Here is a 19,297-nt window from a genome sequence, read left to right on the forward strand (position 1 = left end):
TGACGGTCCATGGACCGTCGGACAGCGGCCGAGGAAGAAGGAGCCCGCCTCAGTGGCGTCCCACCGTCGTCCCAAGCAGCCCAGCCACGGATACACGTCCGTGCTCACCGCGACCGCGGCGGTGACGGTCGTGCTGTCGGCGCAGTCGGCCTCGGCCGATCCGCTGCCGGACCCGAACAAGAAGGGGGTCCAGGCGCAGATCGACCGGCTGTACGAGCAGGCCACCCAGGCCACCGAGAAGTACAACGGGGCGAAGGAATCGGCCGGGAAGCTCCAGAAGGAGGCGGACAACCTCCACGAGGAGGTCGTCCGCAAGCAGGCGGCGCTCAACGAGATGCGGCAGCAGCTCGGTTCGGCGGCCACGGCCCAGTACCGCAGCGGTGGTCTCGACCCCTCCATCCAGCTGCTGCTCTCGGCCGACCCCGACGCCTACCTGGACCAGGCGTCGGGCCTCGACCGGCTCAGCGCCCGGCAGTCGGACACACTCCAGCGGTTCCTCTCGCAGCAGCGTGGTCTGCAGCAGCAGCGCGCTCAGGCCGCGAAGAAGCTCGACAGCCTCCAGGAGACCCGCAAGGAGCTGGGGAGCAAGAAGAAGGAGATCCAGGGCAAGCTGGCCGAGGCCCAGCGGCTCCTCAACACCCTCACGGCCGAGGAACGGGCCGAGCGGGTCGCCAAGGAGGAGCGGGCCAACCGGGCGAGCGAGCGGACCCAGCTGGCGAGCGAGCAGGGCGAGCTGGGCAACGAGGCCAGTGCGTCGGGTCGTACGGCCGCGGCGTTCGACGCGGCCAAGAGCAGGGTCGGCATGCCGTACGTGTGGGGCGCCACCGGTCCTGGGTCCTTCGACTGCTCGGGCCTGACCTCCTGGGCGTTCCAGCAGGCCGACGTCTCGCTGCCCCGTACCTCGCAGGCCCAAGCAGGCGCAGGCACCCGGATCAACTCGATCGGTGCGCTCAAGCCCGGCGACCTCGTCATCATGCGCACCGACCTGAGCCACGTGGGCTTCTACGCCGGGAACGGCCAGATACTCCACGCGCCGAAGCCCGGCGCTCAGGTGCGGTACGAGTCGATGGCCCGCAGCGGGATGCCGTTCATGTGGGGCGTACGGATCTGAGGCCGCCGGCCGGTGCGCGGCGGCCGACGGGTGTCACCCGAGTCCGGCGTGGCAGGTCAGCAGTACGGGGAGGACGGGCGTGATCAGGGCGCCCGTGCCGACCGCGCAGCGCAGGGCGGGATGGGCGCGGTGCGCCGGGGCCAGCACGCGCCGGAGGCGGACCAGCACCGTCCGGCCGCCCGCCGCCAGGGCGCCGTTCGGCGCCTCACCGGCCGCCAGGGTGAACATGGCGGCGGCCAGCGCGCCGCGCGGGCAGCGGCGCAGGGCGTGGTCGTCGGCGGCCATCTCCAGCAGCAGGGGTACCTGCTGCTGGAGATGGCGGGCGAGCGGCACACCGGGGAAGACGCGGGTGAAGGCGTGGGCGGCCGCGAGGACGAGGTGGTGGCGGCCGCGGATGTGGGCCCGCTCGTGTTCGACGACGGCGTCGACCTCGCCGCCGGACAGGAGGCCGACGGCCCCGCTGCTGAGGACGATCCTCGGGTGGCGGCCGGGCAGGCAGTAGGCGGCGGGCTCGGTGTGTTCCACCACGGTGGCCCGCGAACAGGCCGATCGGCGGCCGACCTTGTCCAGGATCTCGCGGTGCCGGGCGCGGGCCACGTACGCCCGCCCGGTGTGCTCGGCGAAGCCGGTGAGGTGGGCGGCGGCCAGGACGGCGACCGCGGCGATCCCCAGGCCCGGCAGGAGGCCGCCGCCGGACGGGCCGAGGCCCAGGGCCGAGCGGCAGGAGTAGAGGATTCCGTGCAGGTGTGCACCCGGCGTGGTGAGGTGCAGGGCGGCCAGGGCGACGCAGACGGAGAAGGACGCGGCCAGCGCGAACCACACGGCGACCGCCAGCAGCGGTGACCGCTGGGGCCAGCTGCTGCGGAGCAGCGCGCGCGGGGCCAGGACGCCGACGGCCGCGGCGTAGCCGAGGAAGAAGGGGGCGGCGTTCACAGCTCGCCACCACGGCCCGTCGCACGCAGCGCCTCGCGGAGCGCGGCGACTTCCTCCTCCGTCATCCGCTCCACGAAGTGCACGAGCGCGGCCGACCGGTCCCGGCTCGTTCCCAGGGCGTCCTCCATCAGGGCGGCGGAGTAGGCCTCACGGCTGCGGACCGGCGTGTAGAGCCACGCCTGCCCCTGCTTCTGCCGGGTCAGCCAGCCCTTGTTGTAGAGGATGGTGGCCACGGTCATCACGGTCGTGTAGGCGGCCGGACGGCGGAGGTTGATGTCGTCGACGACCTCACGGACCGTCGCCGGCCTGTCCCACTTCCACAGGCAGTCCATGATTTCGGCTTCGAGCTCTCCGAGCCGTCGCATTCCACGTCCCCAGATTCCGTGCGCCGTCGCGCCCCCGGGAACCATAGTAGTTTCACGCTCCGCCCTCTCCGGTGGCCACGGCAGGCACGGCACATCGTGGGGGCCTTCAGAGCACCGGTCCCGGGCGGAGCCCTACCACCCCCGCCGGGACTCCCGTACCAGCAGCACCAGGAGATACGCCCCGCCGACGCACACGGTGACCGCGCCGGTCGGCAGCACCACGCCCTCGATCGCGTGCTGCGCCGCGATGTCGGCGCCGAGCAGCAGGAGTGCGCCGACGAGTGCCGAACCGGTGAGGTCGACGGAGGTTCCGCGCCCGGTCAGGCGGCGGGCGATCTGCGGTGCGGCCAGGGCCACGAAGGCGATGGGGCCCGCCGCGGCGGTCACCGCGGCCGTGGCGGCCACACCGAGGACGACCAGCAGCAGTTTCGTGCGCTCGACGCGTACGCCCAGCATCGCCGCCGTGTCGTCGCCCAGTTCGAGCCATCGCATCCGGCGTTGCGCCACCGGGGCCGCCAGGGCGACCACCGCCACCAGGACGGAGGCCATCATCACGGCGGGCCAGCCGATGGCGCTGAGCGAGCCGGCGCCCCACACCGCGGCCCTCAGCGCGTTGTCCACGTCGGCCTTCACCGAGAACCACGTGTTGACCGAGGACAGCAGCGCGCCGACCGCGATCCCGACGATGATGAGCCTGAAGCCCACCACACCCCGCCGGAAAGCCAGCAGATACACGGCCAGGGCGGTGACGAGGCCGCCGGCGAGGGCGCCCGCCGCGAGCGCCGAGTAGCTGCTCGCGCCCGCGAGCAGCGTGAGGACGACACCGGTGTAGGAGCCGGTGGTGAAGCCGATGACGTCGGGGCTGCCGAGCGGGTTGCGGGTCAGGGACTGGAAGACCGCGCCGCCCATCGCGAGGGCGGCACCGAACAGTACGGCGGCGACGATGCGCGGCGCCCGCCATTCCAGGACGACGGTGCGGACGCTGTTCCCGGCGGTGCCCGAGATGACCGCGGCCAGGTCGCCGAGGCTCAGCGCGTAGCTGCCGAGGGTGAAGGCCCACAGGGCCAGGGCGAGCAGCGCGGCGGACAACAGCCCGCACACGAGGACCCCGCGGCGCGTCGCTCGCAGGCTCAGGGACCCCGCTCTGAGGACGAATGCCGCGCTCACAGTTCCCTCACCCGGCTTCCGCGCACCAGCAGGATCAGTACGGGCGCGCCGATGAGCGGCATCATGACGCCGACCTGCAGTTCGGACGGGATCACGATCAACCGGCCCAGGACGTCGGCGAACAGCACGATCGCCGGGGCGAGGACGGCGGAGTGGACAAGGATCCAGCGCCAGTCGGGTCCGGTGAGCCGGCGCACGGCGTGCGGCACCATGAGGCCGACGAACATCAGCGGGCCCGCCGCGGCCGTCGCCGAACCGCACAGCAGGGCCACCGCGATCACCACACCGCACCGGGTCGCGCCGACCCGCAGCCCGACGGCCCGCCCCGCGTCGTCGCCGAGCGCGATCGCGTTGAGCGGGCGCGCGCAGAAGGCGGCGGCCAGCAGTCCGGCCAGGACGAAGGGCGCGATGTCGGCGGCGGTGCCCGTCGGGCGGTCGGTGATGGTGCCCGCGCCCCAGAACCGCATGCGGTCGAAGGTCTCCGTGTCGATCAGGGCGAGGGTCTGGGAGATGCCGAGCAGAACCGCCGTGAAGGCGACCCCGACGAGGGTGAGGCGCAGCGGTGTGGGCCCGCCCCGTCCGCCGCTCGCGGCGAGGTAGACCACCGCCGAGCCGACGACGGCGCCGACGAAGGCGAAGGGCAGGTACTGGTCGATGCGTGTGACGCCGAAGACGGCCACGGCCAGGGTGACGGCGAAACTCGCGCCGGCGTTGACGCCGAGGACACCGGGGTCGGCGAGCGGATTGCGGGTGAGCGCCTGGATGAGCGCCCCCGCCACGCCCAGGGACGTGCCGACGACGACGCCGAGCAGCGTGCGGTCCACGCGGGCGCCGCTGATCGTGGCGTGCGAGGCGGAGCCGTCGGGAGCGGTCAGTGCCTGCCACACCACGTCGAGGGGAAGCAGTGCCGAGCCGACCGCGACGCTGAGCACCACCGCCACGAGGAGCGTGCCGACGGCGACGCCCAGGCCGAGGAGCCGACGGGTCCTGCGACGCGGGGATCTCGACGGTGTGGCCGGTGGTGGCGCGGTCGTCGGCGCGAGCGCCTGTGCCATCTGTTCTCCCTGTGCGAGCCGCCACCCGGGCAGGCCGAAGTGCCGTGCGTGATCGACGTACATGAGCTGCTGGAACTGCCCGGCTCCCGGTTCAGCGGCCGCCGAGCGCCCCCACCGCGTCCGTGGTGAGCGCGCTCACGGGCACCCCGGACTCGCGGCTCAGCGCGCGCAGCAGTCCGGCCCGGGTCGCGTAGCCGGCCGCCCTGGCCGCCGCCGTCAGCTCGCCTCCGCCGCGGAGGTGTTCGACGGCGGCGTTCATCCTGGCCCGGTTGCGCCACCGTGTGAAGGGCAGTCCGGTCTCGTCGAGGAAGACGCGCTGGACCTGGCGGGGGCTCATCCGGTGCCGTTCGGCGAGCCGTTCCAGGGTCACGGAGGGGGCGCGCAGGGCCTCGCGGGCGAGTGCGCGCACCGCGGGGTGGACCGGCAGCACGACCGGGAAGTACTGCCGGGAGATGCCCCTCAGTACGCGGCCCAGCTCCTGACGGAACGGCTCGACCTGCTCCGGCGTGGTCGGCGCCGCACCGAGTGTGGTGGTCATGACCTCGACGATCGCGGGTACGGCCCCGAGGGGTTGAACCCGGCGTCGTGGCTGGTCAGCGGGGTCGAGGAGAGGGCCGAGTGCCATGCCGCCCGGCTCGATCCGCAGCGCGTGCGGCACGCGTGGAGCGAGCCAGAGGGCCTCGTGCCGACCGAGCCTCCACTCCTCGCCGTCGGCGGACAGACGGGCGCTGCCGGTCACCAGGTAGATGAGGTGCGGCGCGTCGTGCCGGTGCGTGTCGTGCCCCAGAAAGCGAATGGCGTTCTCGGCGACCACGGTGCCGAGGGATGTCGTCGGCAAGCGTGCCTCCCGTTGTGCGATGCGTCGTGTCCGTCACTGGCGATGTCGTACGCGGATCGACGCAGCGGAACCAGCGAGGTTAGCCTCACCTTACCAACAGCTCGAACATCCGAGCCTATCCAGCCACATGAGGTCCCATGTTTGCTCCTGCCCGCCTTCTCGCCGTCGCGGTCGTCGCCGCGCTGGCCCTCACCGGCTGCTCGGCCGCCGACCCGTCGGGCGACGGGGACAAGGCCTCCGCCGCGAAGACCCGGACCGTCACGACCGACTACGGCAAGGTGGAGGTGCCGGCCGAGCCCAAGAAGGTGGTCGTGCTGAACCACGCCCTCGCCGGGTATCTCTACGACCTCGACGTGCCGGTGCGGGCCACGATCCCCGAGGACGCCGAGAGCAAGGGCGCGTTCTCCCCGAACTGGGCGAAGGAGGCGAAGGCGGACGGCACGACGTTCCTGCCGTGGAGCGTCGACGGCTTCGACCTGGAGGCGATCCTCGCCCTGGAGCCCGACCTCATCGTCGGCGGCGGCATCGGCTTCCCGCTGTTCCAGGCGGAGAAGGTGTACGACGAGCTCACCGACATCGCTCCCACCGTGCTCGTGGGCAAGAAGCTCGGCGACTGGCGGAGTCAGTTCTCCTTCCTCGCCGGCGACGTGTTCGGCAAGGCCGACGTCTACGACAAGCACCTGGCCGCCTACGACCAGCGGATCGGCGAGGTGAAGAAGGCGATCAAGCCGCCGGCCGGCCCCGTGTCCTTCCTCACCTTCACCGGCGACGGCACCGCCTTCGGCCTGGTGGAGAGCGTGGGCCTGCCCACCGAGCTGGAGAAGGTCGGCATCGAGCCGGCGCCGCTCTTCGCCGACGGCGGTTTCAAGGTGTACGGGCAGGGCGGTGACATGTTCGAGCTGTCGACCGAGAAGGTGGGCCAGACGATCACCCAGCCGTCCGTGTTCGTGATGGGCTTCAACGCCGACACGACCGACGTCGCCACCCTCAAGAAGAACCCCGTCTACAGCGCGCTGCCCGCCTTCCAGGCGAACCAGGCCTACGACCTGCCGCACTGGGTGCTGCGCGGCGACTACGACGAGTCGATGGCGCTCCTCGACATCATCGAGAAGCGGTTCTCCTGATGGCCGCCCGGCGTGCCTACACCACGCACCCCCTCGTCCTGCGCCGGGTCACCGTCCGCCGTGTCCACGAGGTGACCCCCAGGATGCGCCGGGTGGTCCTCGGCGGCGAGGACCTCGCCGCGTTCACCCGCGACGGGACCGCTCACCCGGCCTTCGCCGCACCCGGGTTCGACGACCACATCAAGCTGATCCTGGCCGCGGACGGGGACGTCCGGGCGGCGCTCCCCGCCCAGTTGCCGCACGGCATCGAGTGGACGCCGGCCGAACACCGGCTGACCCGCGACTACACGCCCCGGCGGGTGGACCATCGGGCGGGAGAGCTGCATCTCGACTTCGTGGTGCACGGTGAAGGGCCCGCGGAGGCCTGGTCCGCGTCGGCGCGGGAGGGCGACGAGCTGTGGTTCGTCGGGCCCAAGTCGTCGCTCCGGCTGCCGGAACGGCTGGACTGGATCCTTCTCATCGGGGACGAGACGGCGCTGCCCGCAATCGGCCGCTTCCTCGACGAACGTCCCCTCGACGCCCCGGCGCACGTCCTGGTCACCGTCTCGGACGACGCGGCACGCCAGGAGCCGGCGCTGCGCGACGGCGACACGATCAGGTGGGTGGTCGCGGAGCCGGGCGACGCGGCGGCGCTGGACGCCGCCGTCCGCGCACTGCCGGCCCCGGCGGGCGAGGGATTCGCCTGGGCGGCCGCGGAGAGCCGGGCGCTGCTTCCGGTACGCCGGTATCTCCAGCGGGAGCGGAAGCTCCCCAAGGACCGCGTGAACATCACGGGTTACTGGCACCGCGAGGAGGCCGCCGCACCGGAGGCACCGGACCCGGCGGATGCCGCCGCGCAGGGCCCCGCCGAGATCCCGTCGCCGCTGCCGTGGCTGGTGGCACGGGCCGCGTTGCGGCTCGGCGTCGTCGACGCGGTGGCCGACGCGCCGGGGCTCTCCGCCGACGCGCTCGCGACCCGCCTGGGTGTGCCCGGGCCGGGGATCGGCCTACTGCTTCCGCTGCTCGCCGCGTACGACGTGGTCGTCGGCGCCGACGGCGGGGCCCGGCTGCGTCTGGGCCCGGCGGGCGAGGAACTCCTGGACGACCACGAGCGCGAGGAGTACACCGGCCACGAGGCCGAGCTGCTGCTCGCCCTCGCGCACCTGGCTCCCGCGCTCCGGGACGGTACCTCCCCCTGGCAGATCGCCTCGGGCGCCACCCTGCACGAGACGGTGACCCACGACGCGGACCGCTACGGCGAACTGGTCGACGAGTGCGAGCAGTTGGTCTTCCTGCTGGGCGGTCTGACGGCCGACCCGCTCTGGGAGAACGTCGGGACCTGTCTCCTGACCGGGCCGGGCAGCGCCTCGGTGGTCGCCGCTCTCGACGACGCCGGGCGGCGGCCCGGGCTGCGGATCACGGAGGAAGCCACCCCGGCCGGGGTGCTGCGCGGACACGTCACGGCACCGGACCGCATCGACTGGACGGCCGGCCCCGCGGATGTCGCCGTCGCCGCGAAGGCCCTCGCCCACCGCACCGACGAGGAGGGCGTCCAACTCCTCACGCGGCTGGCCGGATGGACCGGAACGGTGGTCCTCGTCGAGGCCTCCCGCCCCGACGGCCTGAGCCCGCACGCGGCCGAGGCGGCCCTGCACGCGTACACCGCGACCGGCAGCCCGCTGCGCGACTCCGCCGCGATCGCCGCTCTCGCGAAGCGGTCGGGCTGGAGTGTCGACCGGACGATCGCGCTCGGCTGGGGCACGGAGGCCACGGTCCTGCGCCGGGCCTGACGCCCGCCCCCACAGGGGAGGGGCGGGCGGGAGGCCGCCGGGGTCAGCCCGACCTCGGCGGCCTCTGCGCGTCGAAGGCGAAGAGGGTGTTCGTCGCCGCGGCCACGAACACCGCGCGCCCCGCGACGGTCACCCGGGGGCTGGCGTCCTGCTCACCCGTGAGCGCGTCGACCCGCGGGTCGGTCGCCCACAGCGGTCTGCCGTCCTTCGGCGACAGCGCGACGACCCGGCCGGTGGCGGAGCTGAAGTACAGCGCGCCGGCTCCCGCCGCAGGACCCGACGCGCCCTCCACGCCCGTCTGACGCGACCACTTCTCAACCCCGGTCGCGGAGTCGAGCGCCGTCACGAGACCGGCCTGCCCGCTCACATAGACGGTGCCGTCCGCCATGCCGGGCGTGCCCGCGTACACCTTGTCGAACCGTGCGTACGTGACCTTCCGCGTGGCCGGGTCGAACCGTGCCACTCCGTCGTACCCGGCCGGCGCCGTTCCCTCGTAGTGCTTGGAGAGGAGGACGAGCCCGCCGCGGGCCGCGCCCATCGGCACGACGGGGCCGTCGACCGTGACGGGCCCGCCCGGTGTCCCGGAGTCGAGGGCGAGCGTACGCAGGGTGGGCCGGCGCACCTGGAGGTCGTCCACCTCCGTGTCGGCCGCGCACATGGCCAGGAGCCGGGGTCCGAGCGGGACGGGGGCGCACTGCGTGCCGGCGGGGAACGGTGTCGTCCAGCGGACCTCGCCGCTGTGGGCGTCCCGGGCCTCGAAGCGGGAGTTGGAGGCGTCGACGCTCACCACGGCGGAGCCGGCCACGACGGCGTCCCTGGTCCGGCCCGTGACGGCCGTCGACTGGGCGCCGGACGGTGCGGCCCACAGCTCCCGGCCGCTGTCGGCGTCGAGGGCCACCACCTCGCTGCGAGGGCCCTCGGGGTCGTCCTGGGCGGCGAAGCGGTAGCCGAGCACCGTGTCGTCGGTGGCGCCCACCAGGTGCATGCCCTGGGCGGGGACGCCCGGGCTCTTCGCGGTCCACACCCGGGACCCGTCGTGAGCCCTGATACGGGTGGCGACGACGCCGCCGCCCCCGCAGAACAGCGCGTCGCCCCTCACGACGCAACGCAGTTCGTCGGGGATGTCCTCGCGACCGCCCAGCACGGTCCCGCGCCACGGCTCGAAGCCGTCCGGAAGCGCGCCCGCCGTTACCGCGGTGCTCTTGCCCGTGCCCGCGCCACCGGGGCTCGTGCCGCCTCCGCTCCCGTCGAGGCCGCCCGTCGTCAGCGCGGCGACTCCGCCGCCGATCGCCGCCACCGCGACCGCCGCCGCGAGCACGGGCCGCCGGCGGCGGCGCAGACGGCCACCGAGCGGCGCGCCGGTGCTTCCCGTGCCGGGGCCCGTCGGGTCGGTCCGCGCCGGGGTGTCCCCCGTCGCGAGGTGGGCTTGCGTGTTCATGTCGCTGGTGCGGCCCGCGCCCGGACCACCGGCCCTGGTCCCGCCGAGTTCGGCGGGCAGGTCCCTCAGCAACACGAGGAGTTCGTCCGCCGAGGGGCGCCCCTCGGGCTCCTTGTCCAGGCACGGTTCGACGACCGCCCGGAGAGCCTCCGGGACCGCGTCCAACGACGGCTCCTCGTGCACCACCTGGTAGGCCGTCATATAGGGGCTGTCCGCGTCGAAGGGCCCGTGGCCGGTCGCCGCGTACACCAGGAGCGTCCCCAGGGAGAAGACATCGGACCGCGGTCCCACGCCACGCGGCGCCTGCAACTGCTCGGGCGACATGAAGGGCGGCGTACCGATGACCCGCCCGGTCATCGTCAGCGTCTGCTGGTCCACCGCGCGCGAGATGCCGAAGTCGATGACGCGTGGGCCCTCGGGCGAGAGCACGACGTTCGAGGGCTTCAGATCGCGGTGGACGACTCCCACCCGGTGGATGTCGCGCAGCGCCTCCGCCAGCCCGATGGCGAGCCGCCTCAGCTCCGCTCCGTCCAGCGGGCCCCCCGTGGCGATGCGCTGCGTGAGCGTGGGCCCCTCGATGTAGGTCGTCGCCATCCACGGCTGCTCCGCCTCGGGGGCGGCGTCGACCACGGCGGCGGTGAACGCGCCGCTCACCCGTCGCGCGGCCGCCACCTCCTGCCGGAAACGGATGCGGAACTCGTCGTCCCCCGCGAACTGCTGATGGATCAGCTTGATCGCGACCGGTCGCCCCGAGCTCGTACGGGCCAGGAAGACGGTGCCCATGCCACCCGAACCGAGCCGCTCCTCCAGCGGATAACCGCCGATCTCGACCGGATCACCTCCGCGCAGCAACACTCTTCCCGACCTCCCGTCCCCCGTGCGTCCGTGCCATCACGGGCCCGCTCACCTGTGCTGCACCAAAGTAGCCGCAGGGCGGTACGACAGAGCAAAGCGGGTGACGATCAGCGCTGCTCACTGCGGTTCTTCCCGGGAACGGGACCGCGGTGGAGCGGGTCCGCCCATGGCACAGGCCCCCGGATGTCACTTCGGGCTCGTACGGGAGGCGCATCTCGCGCTGCTGCCGACGCCGACCGGGCCGGGCGGGCGGGAGCGGCAGGCCTCCCGGTGAGACCGCCGCGCGGCCCCGGGGACACCGCGGTGGGCGACCGGGCGGAGTTGGTCCCGCCCGGGTCCCGCATCGGGGACTGGGTCGTCACCGGCCCGATCGGCACCGGGGGCTGGTCCACGGTGTACGCGGCGCGACCGGCCGGGAGCCGCCCGGGCCGAGCCGGCGTCGCACTGAAGATCATGCCGACCGCCGGACTCGCGCCGCTCCAGGCGCGCAGGATCCTGGAGTCCGCCCGCCGTGAGGCCGAACTCGGTCGGGGGGGCGGACATCCCCGTGCGCTGACGGCCGGCTGTCTCGCCCCGACCCATGAGGCCCGCGCGCTCCACACGCCGGAGAGCCTGCTCATCCGCATCGCCGCCCACCGGGAGGCACCCGGGGCGCGGCGGCGGGGTGAGGAGGACCGCCGGTCCACCCGCTGGTTCCGCGTCCGCCTTCCCGCCGGCCCGGAGCCCCGTACGGCGTGGCTCCCCGCCGTACGGGCCGAGAAACGCCCGGCGCTGCCGGATTGCTCCTGATGTATCGACCATTGTCCGGGGAAAGAATATTCCGCTGCCACCCGGAACCTTCGGGCGACTCGATGGTGATATCCGATCGTCCGGCGTTCACCCGAGGACCCTCAATCTGTTCGTATACCCCGACAGGTTATACAGAGGTACGAAGCGTCCCGCTTGAACGGGTAAATCGCCGAGGTAGCCGGACAGCCCAGGTCACAAGGGTGGGTCCCCGCGGGTTCGCGGGCTGTTGGATGAAGATTTTTTTTCGCGCGATGCGGCAGCGCACATCGCGGTGTACAAGTAGATTGTCAACAACACCACGCGATTAATATCGACCCCAACTGCGGTTCACCAACTGGCATTTGATGGTCAGTCATCGTGTGGTGAATTCCTGACGAACACCGAGTCCGGGCAGTCCGTCGGTCCGCGATCGAGCCCGGTCGGGCCGACAGTGCTGGACGGTCGCGGTGTTCGCTGTCTTTTCCGACCTGACCCGGTTGTCCGGGGACACCCCCCACGCGGCCGGCCGAGAGCATGAGGAACGTTCTGTGAAGGTTCGTACGAGGCGGCCGAGCACCCTGATCGCCGGGGCACTGGCAGCGATGTTATTGACGGCTTGCGGCTCCCAGGACTCCGAGAACACGATGGCCGTCGGGATGTCCGACGACATCCTCGCCACGGATCCGGCCTCGGGATACGACCCGGGGTCCTGGCTGTTGTTCAACAACGTCTTCCAGTCCCTGCTGAGCTTCCCGCCCGGAGCGTCCACACCCGTACCGGAGGCCGCCAAGAAGTGCACGTTCTCCGACGGCAGCAAAACGTACACCTGCACCTTGCGTGACGGGCTGAAGTTCAGCAACGGCAACAGCCTCACTTCGGCGGACGTCAAGCACTCCTTCGACCGGACGATCAGGATCAACGACCCGGCGGGCCCCGCGCCGCTGCTCTCCACGATCTCGTCGATCAGCACCCCGGACGACAGGACCGTCGTCTTCCGCCTCAAGGTTCCCGACGCGACGTTCCCCAGCAAGATCGCCTCGGGGGGCGGCTCCATAGTGGACCGTCAGGTCTACCCCGAGGACGGCCTGCTCGAGGGTGGCAGAGCGGTCGGTTCGGGTCCCTACCAGCTGAACTCCATCGACAAGAGGAAAGCCGTCTTCTCGGTCTACCCGGGCTATCAGGGCACCGCCGAGGTGAAGAACTCGGGCGTGACCCTGGAGTTCTTCCGAGGTGACCAGCAGGCCCTCCGGTCGGCTCTGGAGAAAGGCGACGTCGACATTGCCTACCGCGGCCTCAGCGCCAAGGCGATAGCCGACCTGGACACCGCGTCCACCGCGGAGAAGGACGGCATCGAGGTGGTCCAGGGCAACAGCGCCGAAGTCCAGCACATGGTCTTCAACGTCGACGACCCGGTCGTCGGCAAGCTCGCCGTCCGGAAGGCCATCGCCTACCTCGTCGACCGCCACGCCCTGGTCAGCGAGGTCTACCAGTCCACGGCGGCACCGCTCTACTCGATCATCCCGGGAGGCATCACCGGCCACGGCACCTCCTTCTTCGACACCTACGGGGACAGCCCGAAGCCGAAACAGGCGAAGGCGGAGCTACGGAAAGCCGGCATGGCGGACAAGGTGAGACTCACCCTCTGGTCCACCCCGAGCAGGTACGGGCCGGCCACCGACGACGCACTGGACAACATCGCCGATCAGCTGAACCAGAGCGGGCTCTTCGACGCCCGCATGAGGTCCGTCCCCTTCGACGAGTACGAGAAGGGCATCGCGGAAGGGAAGTACGGCATCTACGTCAAGGGATGGGTACCGGACTACCCCGATCCGGACAACTTCACGCAGCCGTTCTTCGGTGCGGGCAACGTCCTGTCGAACAACTACGACAACGAGGAGATCGTCGACCGGATCATCCCGCGGACCTCGTCCATGACGGATCGTGCGAACACGCGGCAGGAGTACATGAAGCTGCAGGACATCGTGGCGCGACAGCTGCCGATTCTGCCGCTCTGGCAGGGCAAGCAGTACGCGGTCGCCCACGAGAACGTCCGAGGCCTGCAGAACTGCCTGGACACCTCGACCGTCTTCCGGTTCTGGGAACTCAGCACTGCCTACTGAGGCGGGTCGCGGAAGCGGATCGAGGTCCGCGGTGATCAACGTGCGGGCGCGGCCCGGCTCACCCGGGACGGCCGGCTTCCGGCGCGTAGTGCTGGGGAAGTCCGCGCCGCTCCTCGGGCGGCAGGTTCCGGGCCGGCGTCTCCACCGGGCCCGCCGCCGGGCGGCCCCGCTCGCGGTCCCAGCCGGCCCGGGCGCGCGGGTGGAAACGGCGCCGCTCGGGAACGCGCTGCCAGGCGTGGTGCACCATGCGGCCCAGGAGGCCGAGCAGCCGTTCGTCGTGGGGCGTCCAGCGAAGTCCGAGCCGTTCGCGCACGGCCTGCGGGTACAGGCCGACCGTGATCCACAGGGTCAGCCGGACCATCGGGATACGGGCGAGGGCCCACAGCGGGGACGGCAGCAGCCGCAGGAGGGGCGGCTTGGCGATGCGGCGCATGTTCAGCACGTCCCGTGTGGGCCGGTTGTCCTCCAGGACGTCGGCGCACATGTGGTCCCAGTACCGCTGGAAGTCCTCCCAGCTGCGGGGAACGGGCTTCATCGAGAGGCCGTACAGCGCGTACCAGCGGACGTGCTCGTCGAAGAGTGTGCGCCGCTGCGCTTCGGTGAGGCCGCCGCCGAACCGCTCGGCCACCTGCACGGTCAGCATGAAGAACGTGGCGTGCGCCCAGTAGAACGTGTCCGGGTTGAGCGCGTGGTACGGCCGGCCGTGCTCGTCCACCCCGCTGATCGAGGCGTGGTAGCCGCGCACCTCGCGGGCCGTCCGGACGGCGAGCGGGCCGTCGTAGACCACGCCCCCTATCGGGTAGAGCGAGCGGAAGAGGCGCTCCCAGCGCTCCTCGAAGAAGCGCGAGTGCTCGGCGACGCCCGCGCCCAGCTCGGGGTGCATGTTCTGCATCGATCCGGCCCAGGGGGCCAGGAGGAGGCCTCTCCAGTCGCCGAACCAGCGCCAGGTAAGGGTGTCGGGGCCGAGAGGTTCGGCCGTTCTCGGGTCGGTGGGGTCCGGTCCGTGGGCTGACGGTGTCACGTGTACCTCCGCTGAGGGATTCCGGTGCGGGGCCGCGCTGTTCAGGGCACTGTTCATGGCGCGCACGTGGCGCTGTTCATGGCGCTGTCCGTGACGGTGTGCTGATGGATTCATCCCGGCAGTTGCACCGAGGGCAATCTGAGGACATCTGTCGTCAGGCTAGAATGTGCGGACACCTGTCGTCAATTGGTCAACGATAAATGGGGGCACCGGAGTTGGCGGAACGGAGCTGGGGCGGGACCAAGCTCGCCGATCGTCGCGCCGCCCGTCGGCAGGCCCTCCTGGACGTCGCCGAGCGCCTGGCCGGCGAGGAGGGGTGCGCGGCCGTCACGGTCCGGTCCGTCTGCCGTGAGGCGCGCCTGACGGACCGCTACTTCTACGAGAGCTTCACCGGCCGCGACGACCTGCTCCTCGCCGCCTTCGAGCGGGTCGCCGACGAGGCCAGGGGCGCCCTGGAGAATGCCGTGGCGCTCAGCGACCCGCGGCGCGACATCCGGGCCCGGGCCGTCGTGTCCGCCTTCGTCGCCCTGGTCCTGGACGCTCCGCACAAGGGCCGTCTGCTGCTCCTGGAGCCCTTCGCCGACCCGGCTCTCGGGGCCCACAGCCACCGGCTCATGCCCGTGTTCACCGACCTCGTCGGCGGCCAGCTCTCCGGGACCGGGGACGACATCGACCGCCGCATGGCCGCGCACGCCCTGGTCGGCGGCCTGGCGAACCTCTTCGCGGGGTGGCTGCACGGCACGCTCGACGTGCCGCGCGAGCGGCTGGAGTCGTACTGCGTGGAACTGGTGCTCGCGGCGACCTCGCGGGAGTAGCCGATCCCGCCGGCGATCGGCGGGCACACCTCACCGCCGCGCGAACCGAACCCGGCGAGATTTGTCAACGACCTTCTCAAAAGGTTTCCCGCTCACTACGGTGAGGGACCCATGAGTCCCCCCATCGCCCCCGTGGGCTGGAGTCGCTGGCTGGTACCGCCCGCCGCCCTCTCGATCCACCTCTCCATCGGCCAGGCCTACGCCTGGTCCGTGTTCAAGCCACCACTGGAGGACGCGCTCGGCCTGAGCGGCACGCAGAGCGCACTGCCCTTCCAGCTCGGCATCGTCATGCTCGGGCTCTCCGCCGCCTTCGGCGGCACGCTCGTCGAGCGCCGCGGACCCCGATGGGCCATGACCGTCGCCCTCGTCTGCTTCTCCTCCGGCTTCCTGCTCTCCGCCCTCGGCGCCGCGACCGGCCAGTTCTGGCTGATCGTCCTCGGGTACGGCTTCGTCGGAGGCATCGGCCTAGGCATCGGCTACATCTCGCCCGTGTCGACGCTCATCAAGTGGTTCCCCGACCGTCCCGGCATGGCCACCGGTATCGCCATCATGGGGTTCGGCGGCGGCGCGCTGATCGCCTCGCCCTGGTCGGCACAGATGCTGGACTCCTTCGGCGGCGACAACTCCGGCATCGCGCTCGCCTTCCTCGTCCACGGACTGGTCTATGCCGTCTTCATGCTGCTCGGCGTGGCGCTGGTACGGGTGCCGCGCCCGCGCGTCGAGGAACGGACGGGCGGCCCGCCCGCGGCGCCGGACGGTCCGCAGGTATCGGCGCGCCAAGCCCTGCGCACCCCGCAGTTCTGGCTGCTGTGGGTCGTGCTCTGCATGAACGTCACCGCCGGCATCGGCATCCTGGAGAAGGCCGCGCCGATGATCACGGACTTCTTCGCGGACACCTCCACCCCCGTGTCGGTGACGGCCGCCGCCGGGTTCGTCGCCCTGCTGTCCGCGGCCAATATGGCCGGCCGCATCGGCTGGTCCTCCGCCTCCGACCTGATCGGGCGGAAGAACATCTACCGCGTCTACCTCGGCGCGGGCACGCTCATGTACGCGCTGATCGCCCTGGTGGGAAGCTCCTCCAAGCCCCTGTTCGTCCTGTGCGCGCTGGTCATCCTCTCCTTCTACGGTGGCGGCTTCGCCACGATTCCCGCCTACCTCAAGGATCTGTTCGGGACCTATCAGGTCGGCGCGATCCACGGACGACTGCTCACCGCGTGGTCCACCGCCGGTGTCCTCGGGCCACTGATCGTGAACTGGATCGCCGACCGCCAGGAGGAGGCGGGGAAACACGGCGCGGATCTGTACGGGACGTCCCTCCTCATCATGATGGCCCTGCTCGCCGTCGGCTTCGTGGCCAATGAGCTGGTCCGCCCGGTGCACCCGTCCCACCACCTCGACGCCGCACCGGCCGAGCCGGCGCAGAAGGGAGCGCCCCGTGCACGACGACAGCGGGCAGAGTCCGCCTGAGGTGAAGGACCGGCGGCCACTGATCGTCCTCACCTGGCTGTGGGTGGGCGCTCCGCTCGCCTACGGGCTGTACGAACTGGTCCGCAAGGCCACCCAGTTGTTCACCGGCTGACCCCGGTGGCGCCCCGGGTCACCCCACCAGGTCCGGGGCGCGCAGCATCTCGGCCGGGACGCCCCAGGCGTCGACGAGGTCTGCCGCCAGGGGCCGGACCTTGCGGCAGAGATCGTTCACCTCGCGGGTGATCGCCTTGGACCGCTGGACGGTCAGCCGTCCGTGCTCCATGAACCACGCCCGGTCCGCCTCGATCGTCGAGAGGGCGAACAGGTCGCACAGCAGGCCCAGGGCGACCTTGTTGCCGCTTTCCGGCAGCGCGCGCACCTTGTCGACGAACGCCTCCAGCACCAGCCGTTCCACGTGTGCGCGGGCGACGGCGATGACGTGGTCCTGCACCTGCGAGAAGACGGTGCCGGGGTCGCGCTTCTGGTCGATGCCGCGCTTGAGCCTGCGGGCCGCCCCGGCGAGCATGTGCTCCTCGCGGTAGCGGACCATGGCGAGCTGGTACTCCGAGTCGAGCAGTCCGGCCTCCTGGTCCCACTCGTCTCCCCCGGGCAGCAGGTCACGGACCCGCTCCAGCAGCTTGTGGGCCGACGTCTTCTCGATGACCGTCTCGACGGCGAGGTTGGTGACGTAGCGGACCATGCCGAGCTGGTCCAGGTCCTCGAACTCGCTCGCGTAGTCGGTGAGCAGGCCCTTGGCGACGAGTTGCAGCAGGACGTGGTTGTCGCCCTCGAAGGTGGTGAAGATGTCGCTGTCGCTCTTCAGGGCGGCGAACCGGTTGACGCTGAGATAGCCGGCGCCGCCGCAGGCCTCGCGGCACTCCTGGATCACCCGCGTGGCGTGCCAGGTGCCGAGCGCCTTGGTCCCGGCGGCCCGTGACTCCAGCCGGCGCCGCGCCCCCGGGTCGTCCTCGATGCCGGAGAAGACCTCGTGCAGCTGCGTGCGTACGACGTCCTGCGCGAAGTGCAGCGCGTACGTACGGGCGATGAGCGGCAGCAGGCGGCGCTGGTGCAGTCCGTAGTCGAGGAGCAGTTGCTCCTCCCCCCGGGATCCCTGGGAGCCCGTCGGGAACTGCCTGCGCCGCAGGGCGTACTTCGTGGCGACGGCGAGGGCGACCTTGGCGGTGGAGACTCCCGCGCCGCCGACGCTGACCCGGCCCTGCACCAGGGTGCCGAGCATGGTGAAGAAGCGGCGGTCGGGGTTGTCGATCGTGCTCCGGTAGACGCCTTCCGGGGTGACGTCGGCGAAGCGGTTGAGCAGCGCTTCGCGAGGCACCCGCACACCGTCGAACCGGATGCGTCCGTTGTCCACGCCGTTGAGGCCCATCTTGCGGCCGTCGTCCTCGATGCGGACGCCGGGCGCCACCTCGCCGCCGGTCCGGATCGGCACGACGAACGCGTGCACGCCCTCGGCGGTCCCGCCCACCTCCAGCTGGGCGAAGACGACCGCCAGTTCCCCGTGGCGGGCCGCGTTGCCGATGTAGTCCTTGCGCGCCTGGTCGCCCTCGGTGGTGATGACGAATTCCCGGGCGTCGGCGTCGTACCGTGCGACGGTGCCGAGCGCCTGCACGTTGGAGCCGTGCCCGGTCTCGGTCATCGCGAAGCAGCCCATCACCTTCCCGGTGATCAGGTCGGGCAAGTAGGCGTCGTGGTGTCGTTCGGTGCCCAGGTGCAGGATCGCTCCCCCGAAGAGCCCGAACTGCACGCCGACCTTCACCAGGACCGACAGGTCACCGAAGGCGAGCGTCTCGAACGCGGCGATGGAAGCCCCGATGTCGCCGCCTCCGCCGTACCGCTTCGGGAACCCCATGCCGGTCTGGCCCGTGGCCGCCATCTCGACGACGCGTTCGCGTACCCGCTCACGGAAGGTGTCGATGTCGAGCTCGTCGGCCTCGTCGAGAACCGGGGCGTGCGTCACCAGGTTGGCCCGGACCAGGTCGCGGACCTCGGCGTACTCGCCGTCGAGCATCTCGGTCAGCGCCCGGACGTCGAGCTCCGGCCGCACGTATCCGCCGGGAACGGTGGATGTTCTGTCAGTGGTCATACCGTTTCGCTACCCGGCCCGGGGACGATCAAGCAGTCGGTCCGCGTATGGCCCACCGATGCCCCGGGGCAGCCCTGGACGTCCCTGCTCGGGCGGGGCGACCGGACATCAGGAGCTCGCCCGGCGCTTGTTCCGGACGTCGAACTCGCTGGGGGCGGTGCGGCCGCCCCAGCACCGGTTGGACCGTCACTTCATCCGTCAGCACGGCGCGGACGCCTACTACGGCAACCCCGGAGGCGTGTGAGCTTCGCGCAGGGGGTGATCGCTCCCGGCGGGCCCGGTCAAGGGGGGACGCAAGGCGAACGGCGCGCCACGGGGGGCGTGAGCGCGGCGGATCAGTAACCCCTTCG

General features: G+C 71.7%; 16 protein-coding genes and 1 pseudogene. 9 read left to right on the plus strand and 8 right to left on the minus strand.

Annotated elements, in window-relative coordinates:
- Positions 1-52: 52 nt before the first annotated feature.
- Complete coding sequence (locus tag HET64_RS03295; protein ID WP_215102031.1) at positions 53-1,111, plus strand: C40 family peptidase; 1,059 nt, start codon at positions 53-55, stop codon at positions 1,109-1,111.
- 33 nt (positions 1,112-1,144) lie between these two features.
- Here HET64_RS03295 and HET64_RS03300 read toward each other — a convergent pair whose 3' ends face one another.
- From HET64_RS03300 to HET64_RS03320, 5 genes are all read right to left on the minus strand, one after another.
- Complete coding sequence (locus HET64_RS03300; RefSeq protein WP_215102033.1) at positions 1,145-2,044, minus strand: M56 family metallopeptidase; 900 nt, start codon at positions 2,042-2,044, stop codon at positions 1,145-1,147.
- A complete protein-coding gene (locus HET64_RS03305; protein WP_215102035.1) occupies positions 2,041-2,409 on the minus strand; it encodes a BlaI/MecI/CopY family transcriptional regulator in 369 nt (122 codons plus the stop codon). Before HET64_RS03305 ends, HET64_RS03300 begins: the two co-directional genes overlap by 4 nt.
- Positions 2,410-2,541: 132 nt before the next feature.
- Positions 2,542-3,576, minus strand: coding sequence for an iron chelate uptake ABC transporter family permease subunit (locus tag HET64_RS03310; protein ID WP_215102037.1), 1,035 nt, complete (start codon positions 3,574-3,576; stop codon positions 2,542-2,544).
- On the minus strand, positions 3,573-4,631 hold the full coding sequence (locus HET64_RS03315; protein ID WP_215102038.1) for an iron chelate uptake ABC transporter family permease subunit: 1,059 nt from the start codon (positions 4,629-4,631) through the stop codon (positions 3,573-3,575). The genes HET64_RS03310 and HET64_RS03315 overlap by 4 nt, the downstream gene beginning before the upstream one ends.
- 91 nt (positions 4,632-4,722) lie before the next feature.
- A complete protein-coding gene (locus HET64_RS03320) occupies positions 4,723-5,469 on the minus strand; it encodes an AraC family transcriptional regulator (RefSeq protein ID WP_215102040.1) in 747 nt (248 codons plus the stop codon).
- A gap of 137 nt (positions 5,470-5,606) precedes the next feature.
- Here HET64_RS03320 and HET64_RS03325 point away from each other — a divergent pair, with 137 nt between their 5' ends.
- Both HET64_RS03325 and HET64_RS03330 read left to right on the plus strand, forming a co-directional pair.
- Positions 5,607-6,593 carry an ABC transporter substrate-binding protein gene (locus HET64_RS03325; protein ID WP_215102042.1) on the plus strand — a complete coding sequence of 329 codons (987 nt, stop codon included), beginning with the start codon at positions 5,607-5,609 and terminating at the stop codon, positions 6,591-6,593.
- Positions 6,593-8,362: a siderophore-interacting protein gene (locus HET64_RS03330; protein ID WP_215102044.1), complete on the plus strand. Its 1,770-nt coding sequence runs from the start codon at positions 6,593-6,595 to the stop codon at positions 8,360-8,362. The genes HET64_RS03325 and HET64_RS03330 overlap by 1 nt, the downstream gene beginning before the upstream one ends.
- Before the next feature lie 43 nt (positions 8,363-8,405).
- On the opposite strand, the gene HET64_RS03335 is transcribed toward HET64_RS03330, so the two are convergent.
- The gene (locus HET64_RS03335) at positions 8,406-10,655 is read right to left on the minus strand and encodes a PQQ-binding-like beta-propeller repeat protein (RefSeq protein ID WP_215102046.1); all 2,250 of its coding nucleotides are present in this window, start codon (positions 10,653-10,655) and stop codon (positions 8,406-8,408) included.
- Positions 10,656-10,925: 270 nt separating this feature from the next.
- Between HET64_RS03335 and HET64_RS03345 the strand changes: the two genes are divergently transcribed.
- Both HET64_RS03345 and HET64_RS03350 read left to right on the plus strand, forming a co-directional pair.
- Positions 10,926-11,444, plus strand: a complete 519-nt coding sequence (locus tag HET64_RS03345) for a hypothetical protein (protein WP_215102048.1) — start codon at positions 10,926-10,928, stop codon at positions 11,442-11,444.
- A 527-nt stretch (positions 11,445-11,971) separates the two neighbouring features.
- Positions 11,972-13,543 (plus strand): ABC transporter substrate-binding protein, encoded by a 1,572-nt coding sequence (locus HET64_RS03350; RefSeq protein ID WP_215102050.1) that lies wholly within the window; start codon positions 11,972-11,974, stop codon positions 13,541-13,543.
- 58 nt (positions 13,544-13,601) lie between these two features.
- On the opposite strand, the gene HET64_RS03355 is transcribed toward HET64_RS03350, so the two are convergent.
- Positions 13,602-14,564, minus strand: a complete 963-nt coding sequence (locus HET64_RS03355) for an oxygenase MpaB family protein (RefSeq protein ID WP_215102052.1) — start codon at positions 14,562-14,564, stop codon at positions 13,602-13,604.
- Positions 14,565-14,779: 215 nt separating this feature from the next.
- Here HET64_RS03355 and HET64_RS03360 point away from each other — a divergent pair, with 215 nt between their 5' ends.
- The 3 genes from HET64_RS03360 to HET64_RS03370 all read left to right on the plus strand — a co-directional run bounded on the left by HET64_RS03360 (position 14,780) and on the right by HET64_RS03370 (position 16,958).
- Complete coding sequence (locus HET64_RS03360) at positions 14,780-15,379, plus strand: TetR/AcrR family transcriptional regulator (protein WP_215102054.1); 600 nt, start codon at positions 14,780-14,782, stop codon at positions 15,377-15,379.
- Between the two features lie 111 nt (positions 15,380-15,490).
- Positions 15,491-16,846: an OFA family MFS transporter gene (locus HET64_RS03365; protein WP_215102061.1), complete on the plus strand. Its 1,356-nt coding sequence runs from the start codon at positions 15,491-15,493 to the stop codon at positions 16,844-16,846.
- The gene (locus HET64_RS03370; RefSeq protein ID WP_215102063.1) at positions 16,815-16,958 is read left to right on the plus strand and encodes a hypothetical protein; all 144 of its coding nucleotides are present in this window, start codon (positions 16,815-16,817) and stop codon (positions 16,956-16,958) included. Before HET64_RS03365 ends, HET64_RS03370 begins: the two co-directional genes overlap by 32 nt.
- Positions 16,959-16,976: 18 nt before the next feature.
- On the opposite strand, the gene HET64_RS03375 is transcribed toward HET64_RS03370, so the two are convergent.
- Positions 16,977-18,947, minus strand: a complete 1,971-nt coding sequence (locus tag HET64_RS03375) for an acyl-CoA dehydrogenase family protein (RefSeq protein ID WP_215102065.1) — start codon at positions 18,945-18,947, stop codon at positions 16,977-16,979.
- Between the two features lie 145 nt (positions 18,948-19,092).
- On the opposite strand from HET64_RS03375, the pseudogene araD reads away from it, so the two are divergent.
- Positions 19,093-19,191: pseudogene (gene araD / locus HET64_RS03380) on the plus strand (L-ribulose-5-phosphate 4-epimerase); the annotation flags it as partial.
- Positions 19,192-19,297: the final 106 nt, after the last annotated feature.

The sequence above is a fragment of the Streptomyces sp. McG3 genome, assembly GCF_018619185.1.
GTDB lineage: Bacteria > Actinomycetota > Actinomycetes > Streptomycetales > Streptomycetaceae > Streptomyces.